This window comes from Salmonella sp. 2020_1395 (assembly GCF_043848115.1).
In the GTDB taxonomy this organism is placed as follows: domain Bacteria; phylum Pseudomonadota; class Gammaproteobacteria; order Enterobacterales; family Enterobacteriaceae; genus Salmonella; species Salmonella enterica.
Genome location: NZ_JBCMFH010000025.1, coordinates 24,077 through 32,614, shown reverse-complemented (window position 1 = coordinate 32,614; position 8,538 = coordinate 24,077). Strand labels below are relative to the sequence as shown.

The following is an 8,538-nucleotide window of genomic DNA, read 5'->3' as shown; positions in this document are numbered from 1 at the left end:
TGCTGCGTGGTATCAAACGTGAAGAAATCGAACGTGGTCAGGTACTGGCTAAGCCGGGCACCATCAAGCCGCACACCAAGTTCGAATCTGAAGTGTACATTCTGTCCAAAGATGAAGGCGGCCGTCACACTCCGTTCTTCAAAGGCTACCGTCCGCAGTTCTACTTCCGTACTACTGACGTGACTGGCACCATCGAATTGCCGGAAGGCGTAGAGATGGTAATGCCGGGCGACAACATCAAAATGGTTGTTACCCTGATCCACCCGATCGCGATGGACGACGGTCTGCGTTTCGCAATCCGTGAAGGCGGCCGTACCGTTGGCGCGGGCGTTGTTGCTAAAGTTCTCGGCTAATCGCTGATAACATTTGACGCAATGCGCAATAAAAGGGCATCATTTGATGCCCTTTTTGCACGCTTTCACACCAGAACCTGGCTCATCAGTGATTTTATTTGTCATAATCATTGCTGAGACAGGCTCTGTAGAGGGCGTATAATCCGAAAGGCGAATAAGCGTTTCGATTTGGATTGCCTCGCGATTGCGGGGTGAAAATGTTTGTAGAATACTTCTGACAGGTTGGTTTATGAGTGCGAATACCGAAGCTCAAGGGAGCGGGCGCGGCCTGGAAGCGATGAAGTGGATAGTTGTTGCCATATTGCTGATCGTCGCAATCGTCGGCAACTACCTCTATCGCGACATGATGCTGCCGCTGCGTGCGCTGGCCGTAGTAATTCTGATTGCTGCAGCGGGTGGTGTCGCGCTGTTGACGACAAAAGGTAAAGCAACCGTTGCTTTTGCCCGTGAAGCGAGAACCGAAGTCCGTAAGGTCATTTGGCCGACTCGCCAGGAAACGCTGCACACCACGCTGATCGTCGCTGCGGTTACCGCAGTTATGTCACTGATCCTGTGGGGACTGGATGGTATTCTGGTTCGCCTGGTATCCTTTATCACTGGCCTGAGGTTCTGAGATGTCTGAAGCACCTAAAAAGCGCTGGTACGTCGTTCAGGCGTTTTCCGGTTTTGAAGGCCGCGTAGCCACATCGCTGCGCGAGCATATCAAATTACACAATATGGAAGAGCTGTTTGGCGAAGTCATGGTGCCGACTGAAGAAGTCGTTGAGATCCGTGGCGGCCAGCGTCGCAAAAGCGAACGCAAATTCTTCCCGGGTTACGTTCTGGTCCAGATGGTCATGAACGACGCAAGCTGGCACCTGGTGCGTAGCGTGCCGCGTGTGATGGGCTTTATCGGCGGTACCTCTGACCGTCCGGCGCCGATCAGCGACAAAGAAGTCGATGCGATCATGAACCGCCTGCAGCAGGTTGGCGATAAGCCGCGGCCGAAAACTCTGTTTGAACCGGGTGAAATGGTTCGTGTTAACGACGGTCCGTTCGCAGACTTTAACGGCGTTGTCGAAGAAGTCGATTATGAGAAGTCTCGCCTGAAAGTGTCTGTTTCTATCTTCGGTCGTGCGACCCCGGTAGAGCTGGACTTCAGTCAGGTTGAGAAAGCGTAAGGCTGCGATCAAAAAAGCAGCGATTTAATCGTTGCATAGGGCGCGAAATTGACATACAATTTCGCGCCTTTTGTTTTTATGGGCCTCATGCCCATAAAGCGATATTTATCACGGGGAGCTTCTTTGAAGCGATACTACCCAATTCGAGGAATTTAGAATGGCTAAGAAAGTACAAGCCTACGTCAAGCTGCAGGTTGCAGCTGGTATGGCGAACCCGAGTCCGCCGGTTGGTCCAGCACTGGGTCAGCAGGGTGTGAACATCATGGAATTCTGCAAAGCGTTCAACGCAAAAACGGATTCCATCGAAAAAGGTCTGCCGATTCCGGTTGTTATTACCGTTTACGCTGACCGTTCTTTCACCTTCGTTACCAAAACGCCTCCGGCAGCTGTTCTGCTGAAAAAAGCGGCTGGTATCAAGTCTGGTTCCGGCAAGCCGAACAAAGACAAAGTAGGTAAAATTTCCCGCGCTCAGCTGCAGGAAATCGCGCAGACCAAAGCTGCCGACATGACCGGTGCCGACATTGAAGCGATGACTCGCTCCATCGAAGGTACTGCACGTTCCATGGGCCTGGTAGTGGAGGACTAAGAAATGGCTAAACTGACCAAGCGTATGCGCGTGATCCGTGAAAAAGTTGATGCGACCAAACAGTACGACATCAACGAAGCTATTGCCCTGCTGAAAGAGCTGGCCACTGCTAAATTCAACGAAAGCGTTGACGTTGCCGTTAACCTCGGCATCGACGCTCGTAAATCTGACCAGAACGTTCGTGGCGCGACTGTACTGCCGCACGGTACTGGCCGTTCTGTTCGCGTTGCCGTATTTACCCAGGGCCCGAACGCTGAAGCAGCTAAAGCTGCTGGCGCTGAGCTGGTAGGTATGGAAGATCTGGCTGACCAGATCAAGAAAGGCGAAATGAACTTCGACGTTGTTATCGCATCCCCGGATGCAATGCGCGTTGTTGGCCAGCTGGGCCAGGTTCTGGGTCCGCGCGGCCTGATGCCAAACCCGAAAGTCGGTACCGTAACGCCGAACGTTGCTGAAGCGGTTAAGAACGCTAAAGCAGGTCAGGTCCGTTACCGTAACGACAAAAACGGCATCATCCACACCACCATCGGTAAAGTGGACTTTGACGCTGACAAACTGAAAGAAAACCTGGAAGCTCTGCTGGTTGCGCTGAAAAAAGCAAAACCGAGCCAGGCGAAAGGCGTGTACATCAAGAAAGTTAGCATCTCCACCACCATGGGTGCTGGCGTTGCCGTTGATCAGGCTGGTCTGAGCGCATCTGCGAACTAAGATTAGTCTTTACGTGGGCGGTGATTTTGTCTACAATCTTACCCCCACGATTCTGTTGAAATATAACAGAGCACTATGCGAGTCATTTGAATTGCAGCAAGGCAGCAAGTGAGTGAATCGCCAGGAGCATAGTTAACTATGTGACTGGTGTGAACGAGCGCAGCTAACACAGGTGCGGTTCAAAGGACGAAGTCATAGAAAGAATTTGTTCGTTGGAGCCTGGCCTATCCAGGCCTCCGTCGAAGACCGCAGGCGTCTCGCAAGAGGCTTAATCCCCTGCGTAGACGGTGACAGAACGCTAAGATTATTTTTGATACTCTGGCTTGTTTCTGCTCACCGTATTAAGACGCTCTTCTCGTTGAGATGAGTGAAGTGAGTTCCGGAACATGAGTTCCGGCAAACATCCAGGAGCAAAGCTAATGGCTTTAAATCTTCAAGACAAACAAGCGATTGTTGCTGAAGTCAGCGAAGTAGCCAAAGGCGCGCTGTCTGCAGTAGTTGCGGATTCCCGTGGCGTAACTGTAGATAAAATGACTGAACTGCGTAAAGCAGGTCGTGAAGCTGGCGTATACATGCGTGTTGTTCGTAACACCCTGCTGCGCCGCGTCGTTGAAGGTACTCAGTTCGAGTGCCTGAAAGACACGTTTGTTGGTCCGACCCTGATTGCATACTCTATGGAACACCCGGGCGCTGCTGCTCGTCTGTTCAAAGAGTTCGCGAAAGCGAATGCAAAATTTGAGGTCAAAGCTGCAGCCTTTGAAGGTGAACTGATCCCGGCGTCTCAGATCGACCGCCTGGCAACTCTGCCGACCTACGAAGAAGCAATTGCACGCCTGATGGCAACCATGAAAGAAGCTTCGGCTGGCAAACTGGTTCGCACACTGGCTGCTGTACGCGATGCAAAAGAAGCTGCGTAATCGCAGTTGTCTTTATCAAGCATTTGCTTACGTATAAACTTATTCTGATATTCAGGAACAATTTAAATGTCTATCACTAAAGATCAAATCATTGAAGCAGTATCCGCTATGTCCGTAATGGACGTTGTAGAACTGATTTCTGCAATGGAAGAAAAATTCGGTGTTTCCGCTGCTGCTGCTGTAGCTGTAGCTGCTGGCCCGGCTGAAGCTGCTGAAGAAAAAACTGAATTCGACGTAATTCTGAAAGCTGCTGGCGCTAACAAAGTTGCTGTTATCAAAGCAGTACGTGGCGCAACTGGCCTGGGTCTGAAAGAAGCTAAAGACCTGGTAGAATCTGCTCCGGCCGCTCTGAAAGAAGGCGTGAGCAAAGATGACGCTGAAGCACTGAAAAAATCTCTGGAAGAAGCTGGCGCTGAAGTTGAAGTTAAATAAGCCAACCCTTCCGGTTGCAGCCTGAGAAATCAGGCTGATGGCTGGTGACTTTTTAGTCACCAGCCTTTTTGCGCTGTAAGGCGCCAGTAGCGTTTCACACTGTTTGACTACTGCTGTGCCTTTCAATGCTTGTTTCTATCGACGACTTAATATACTGCGACAGAGCGTACGTTCTGTGTAAATCGCAATGAAATGGTTTAAGCGTGATAGCAACAGGCATTGCGGAAAGTATCCATTTTCCGGTCAACAAAATAGTGTTGCACAAACTGTCCCCCGCAGGACAGATGGGTCGACTTGTCAGCGAGCTGAGGAACCCTATGGTTTACTCCTATACCGAGAAAAAACGTATTCGTAAGGATTTTGGTAAACGTCCACAAGTTCTGGATGTACCTTATCTCCTTTCTATCCAGCTTGACTCGTTTCAGAAGTTTATCGAGCAAGATCCTGAAGGGCAGTACGGCCTGGAAGCAGCCTTCCGTTCCGTGTTCCCGATTCAGAGCTACAGCGGTAATTCCGAGCTGCAGTACGTCAGCTACCGCCTTGGCGAACCGGTGTTTGACGTTCAGGAATGTCAGATCCGTGGCGTGACCTATTCCGCACCGCTGCGCGTAAAACTGCGTCTGGTGATCTACGAGCGCGAAGCGCCGGAAGGCACCGTTAAAGACATTAAAGAACAAGAAGTCTACATGGGCGAAATTCCGCTCATGACCGACAACGGTACCTTTGTTATCAACGGTACTGAGCGTGTTATTGTTTCTCAGCTGCACCGTAGTCCGGGCGTCTTCTTTGACTCCGACAAAGGTAAAACCCACTCTTCGGGTAAAGTGCTGTATAACGCGCGCATCATTCCTTACCGTGGTTCCTGGCTGGACTTCGAATTCGATCCGAAGGACAACCTGTTCGTGCGTATCGACCGTCGCCGTAAACTGCCTGCGACCATCATCCTGCGTGCGCTGAACTACACCACTGAGCAGATCCTTGACCTGTTCTTTGAGAAAGTGGTCTTCGAAATTCGCGACAACAAGCTGCAGATGGAGCTGATTCCAGAACGTCTGCGCGGCGAAACCGCGTCGTTCGATATCGAAGCTAACGGCAAAGTGTACGTTGAAAAAGGCCGTCGCATTACCGCGCGTCACATCCGTCAGCTGGAAAAAGACGATATCAAGCATATCGAAGTTCCGGTTGAGTACATCGCAGGTAAAGTCGTCTCTAAAGACTACGTTGACGAATCCACTGGCGAGCTGATCTGCGCGGCGAACATGGAGCTGAGCCTGGATCTGCTGGCTAAGCTGAGCCAGTCCGGCCACAAGCGTATCGAAACGCTGTTTACCAACGATCTGGACCACGGCCCGTACATTTCTGAAACGGTACGCGTCGACCCAACCAACGATCGTCTGAGCGCGCTGGTAGAAATCTACCGCATGATGCGCCCTGGTGAGCCGCCGACACGCGAAGCGGCTGAAAGCCTGTTCGAGAACCTGTTCTTCTCCGAAGACCGCTATGACCTGTCTGCGGTGGGTCGTATGAAGTTCAACCGTTCTCTGCTGCGCGACGAAATCGAAGGTTCCGGTATCCTGAGCAAAGACGACATCATTGATGTCATGAAGAAGCTCATCGATATCCGTAACGGTAAAGGCGAAGTGGATGATATCGACCACCTCGGCAACCGTCGTATCCGTTCCGTCGGCGAAATGGCGGAAAACCAGTTCCGCGTTGGCCTGGTGCGTGTAGAGCGTGCGGTGAAAGAGCGTCTGTCTCTGGGCGATCTGGATACCCTGATGCCTCAGGATATGATCAACGCCAAGCCGATTTCCGCCGCAGTGAAAGAGTTCTTTGGTTCCAGCCAGCTGTCTCAGTTTATGGACCAGAACAACCCGCTGTCTGAGATTACGCACAAACGTCGTATCTCCGCACTCGGCCCAGGCGGTCTGACTCGCGAACGCGCAGGCTTCGAAGTTCGAGACGTACACCCGACGCACTACGGTCGCGTATGTCCTATCGAAACGCCGGAAGGTCCGAACATCGGTCTGATCAACTCCCTGTCCGTGTACGCACAGACTAACGAATATGGCTTCCTTGAGACGCCGTACCGTCGTGTGGTTGATGGCGTGGTCACTGACGAAATTCATTACCTGTCTGCTATCGAAGAAGGCAACTACGTTATCGCTCAGGCGAACTCCAACCTGGATGACGAAGGCCACTTTGTAGAAGATCTGGTGACCTGCCGTAGCAAAGGCGAATCCAGCTTGTTCAGCCGTGACCAGGTTGACTACATGGACGTTTCCACCCAGCAGGTGGTCTCCGTCGGTGCGTCCCTGATCCCGTTCCTGGAACACGATGACGCCAACCGTGCATTGATGGGTGCGAACATGCAACGTCAGGCGGTTCCGACTCTGCGTGCTGACAAGCCGCTGGTGGGTACCGGTATGGAACGTGCTGTCGCCGTCGACTCCGGTGTTACTGCAGTAGCTAAACGTGGCGGTACTGTTCAGTACGTGGATGCGTCCCGTATCGTTATCAAAGTTAACGAAGACGAGATGTACCCGGGCGAAGCGGGTATCGACATCTATAACCTGACCAAATACACCCGCTCTAACCAGAACACCTGTATCAACCAGATGCCATGTGTGTCTCTGGGCGAGCCGGTTGAACGCGGCGACGTGTTGGCAGACGGTCCGTCCACCGACCTCGGTGAACTGGCGCTCGGTCAGAACATGCGAGTGGCGTTCATGCCGTGGAACGGCTACAACTTCGAAGACTCCATCCTCGTTTCCGAGCGTGTTGTCCAGGAAGACCGTTTCACCACCATCCACATTCAGGAACTGGCGTGCGTGTCCCGTGACACCAAGCTGGGGCCGGAAGAGATCACCGCTGACATCCCGAACGTGGGTGAAGCTGCGCTCTCCAAACTGGATGAATCCGGTATCGTTTACATCGGCGCGGAAGTAACCGGCGGCGACATTCTGGTCGGTAAGGTGACGCCGAAAGGTGAAACCCAGCTGACGCCGGAAGAGAAACTGCTGCGTGCGATCTTCGGTGAGAAAGCGTCTGACGTTAAAGACTCTTCTCTGCGCGTACCTAACGGTGTCTCCGGTACGGTTATCGACGTTCAGGTCTTTACTCGCGATGGCGTAGAAAAAGACAAACGTGCTCTGGAAATCGAAGAGATGCAGCTCAAGCAGGCGAAAAAAGACCTGTCTGAAGAACTGCAGATCCTCGAAGCGGGCCTGTTTAGCCGTATCCGTGCGGTACTGGTGTCCGGCGGCGTTGAAGCTGAGAAGCTCGACAAACTGCCGCGCGACCGCTGGCTGGAACTCGGTCTGACCGACGAAGAGAAACAAAATCAGCTGGAACAACTGGCTGAGCAGTATGACGAGCTGAAACACGAGTTCGAGAAAAAACTTGAAGCGAAGCGCCGTAAAATCACCCAGGGCGACGATCTGGCGCCGGGCGTGCTGAAGATCGTGAAGGTCTATCTGGCCGTTAAACGCCGTATCCAGCCGGGTGATAAGATGGCAGGTCGTCACGGTAACAAGGGTGTTATCTCTAAGATCAACCCGATCGAAGACATGCCTTACGATGAAAACGGCACGCCGGTCGACATCGTACTGAACCCGCTGGGCGTACCGTCTCGTATGAACATCGGTCAGATTCTGGAAACCCACCTGGGTATGGCTGCAAAAGGTATTGGCGACAAGATTAACGCCATGCTGAAACAGCAGCAGGAAGTCGCGAAACTGCGCGAATTCATCCAGCGTGCCTACGATCTGGGCGCCGACGTTCGTCAGAAAGTCGACCTGAGCACCTTCAGCGATGATGAAGTGCTGCGTCTGGCAGAAAACCTGCGTAAAGGTATGCCGATTGCCACACCAGTGTTTGACGGTGCGAAAGAAGCGGAAATCAAAGAGCTGCTGAAACTGGGCGACCTGCCGACCTCCGGTCAGATCACCCTGTTCGATGGCCGTACGGGTGAACAGTTCGAACGTCCGGTAACCGTCGGTTACATGTACATGCTGAAACTGAACCACCTGGTTGATGACAAGATGCATGCGCGTTCTACCGGTTCTTACAGCCTGGTTACTCAGCAGCCGCTGGGTGGTAAGGCGCAGTTCGGTGGTCAGCGCTTCGGGGAGATGGAAGTGTGGGCGCTGGAAGCTTACGGCGCCGCCTACACCCTGCAGGAAATGCTCACCGTTAAGTCTGATGACGTGAACGGTCGTACCAAGATGTATAAGAACATCGTGGACGGCAACCATCAGATGGAACCGGGTATGCCGGAATCCTTCAACGTTCTGTTGAAAGAGATCCGCTCGCTGGGCATCAACATCGAACTGGAAGACGAGTAATTCTCGCTCAAACAGGTCACTGGTGTCGGGGTAAAA

General features: G+C 52.5%; 7 protein-coding genes and 1 pseudogene. All 8 read left to right on the top strand.

Annotation, left to right across the window (positions count from 1 at the left end; translation table 11 throughout):
• A pseudogene (gene tuf, locus ACH0WD_RS23510) lies at positions 1-353 on the top strand (elongation factor Tu); the annotation flags it as partial.
• Positions 354-582: 229 nt separating this feature from the next.
• Positions 583-966 (top strand): preprotein translocase subunit SecE, encoded by a 384-nt coding sequence (secE, locus tag ACH0WD_RS23505; protein WP_001275691.1) that lies wholly within the window; start codon positions 583-585, stop codon positions 964-966.
• 1 nt (position 967) lies between these two features.
• Entirely contained in the window at positions 968-1,513 is a 546-nt protein-coding gene (gene nusG, locus ACH0WD_RS23500; RefSeq protein ID WP_001287521.1) for a transcription termination/antitermination protein NusG, read from the top strand.
• A 157-nt stretch (positions 1,514-1,670) separates the two neighbouring features.
• Complete coding sequence (rplK, locus tag ACH0WD_RS23495) at positions 1,671-2,099, top strand: 50S ribosomal protein L11 (RefSeq protein ID WP_001085926.1); 429 nt, start codon at positions 1,671-1,673, stop codon at positions 2,097-2,099.
• Positions 2,100-2,102: 3 nt separating this feature from the next.
• The gene (gene rplA / locus ACH0WD_RS23490) at positions 2,103-2,807 is read left to right on the top strand and encodes a 50S ribosomal protein L1 (RefSeq protein WP_001096676.1); all 705 of its coding nucleotides are present in this window, start codon (positions 2,103-2,105) and stop codon (positions 2,805-2,807) included.
• Positions 2,808-3,226: 419 nt separating this feature from the next.
• The gene (gene rplJ, locus ACH0WD_RS23485) at positions 3,227-3,724 is read left to right on the top strand and encodes a 50S ribosomal protein L10 (protein WP_001207203.1); all 498 of its coding nucleotides are present in this window, start codon (positions 3,227-3,229) and stop codon (positions 3,722-3,724) included.
• A gap of 66 nt (positions 3,725-3,790) precedes the next feature.
• Positions 3,791-4,156: a 50S ribosomal protein L7/L12 gene (gene rplL, locus ACH0WD_RS23480; RefSeq protein WP_000028882.1), complete on the top strand. Its 366-nt coding sequence runs from the start codon at positions 3,791-3,793 to the stop codon at positions 4,154-4,156.
• 317 nt (positions 4,157-4,473) lie between these two features.
• Positions 4,474-8,502, top strand: a complete 4,029-nt coding sequence (gene rpoB, locus ACH0WD_RS23475; protein ID WP_000263105.1) for a DNA-directed RNA polymerase subunit beta — start codon at positions 4,474-4,476, stop codon at positions 8,500-8,502.
• Positions 8,503-8,538 lie beyond the last annotated feature (36 nt).

Excerpts from the sequence above, each read along its gene's own strand:
- secE (WP_001275691.1), top strand. The coding sequence starts at position 583 with ATGAGTGCGAATACCGAAGCTCAAGGGAGCGGGCGCGGCCTGGAAGCG.
- nusG (WP_001287521.1), top strand. The coding sequence starts at position 968 with ATGTCTGAAGCACCTAAAAAGCGCTGGTACGTCGTTCAGGCGTTTTCC.
- rplK (WP_001085926.1), top strand. The coding sequence starts at position 1,671 with ATGGCTAAGAAAGTACAAGCCTACGTCAAGCTGCAGGTTGCAGCTGGT.
- rplA (WP_001096676.1), top strand. The coding sequence starts at position 2,103 with ATGGCTAAACTGACCAAGCGTATGCGCGTGATCCGTGAAAAAGTTGAT.
- rplJ (WP_001207203.1), top strand. The coding sequence starts at position 3,227 with ATGGCTTTAAATCTTCAAGACAAACAAGCGATTGTTGCTGAAGTCAGC.
- rplL (WP_000028882.1), top strand. The coding sequence starts at position 3,791 with ATGTCTATCACTAAAGATCAAATCATTGAAGCAGTATCCGCTATGTCC.
- rpoB (WP_000263105.1), top strand. The coding sequence starts at position 4,474 with ATGGTTTACTCCTATACCGAGAAAAAACGTATTCGTAAGGATTTTGGT.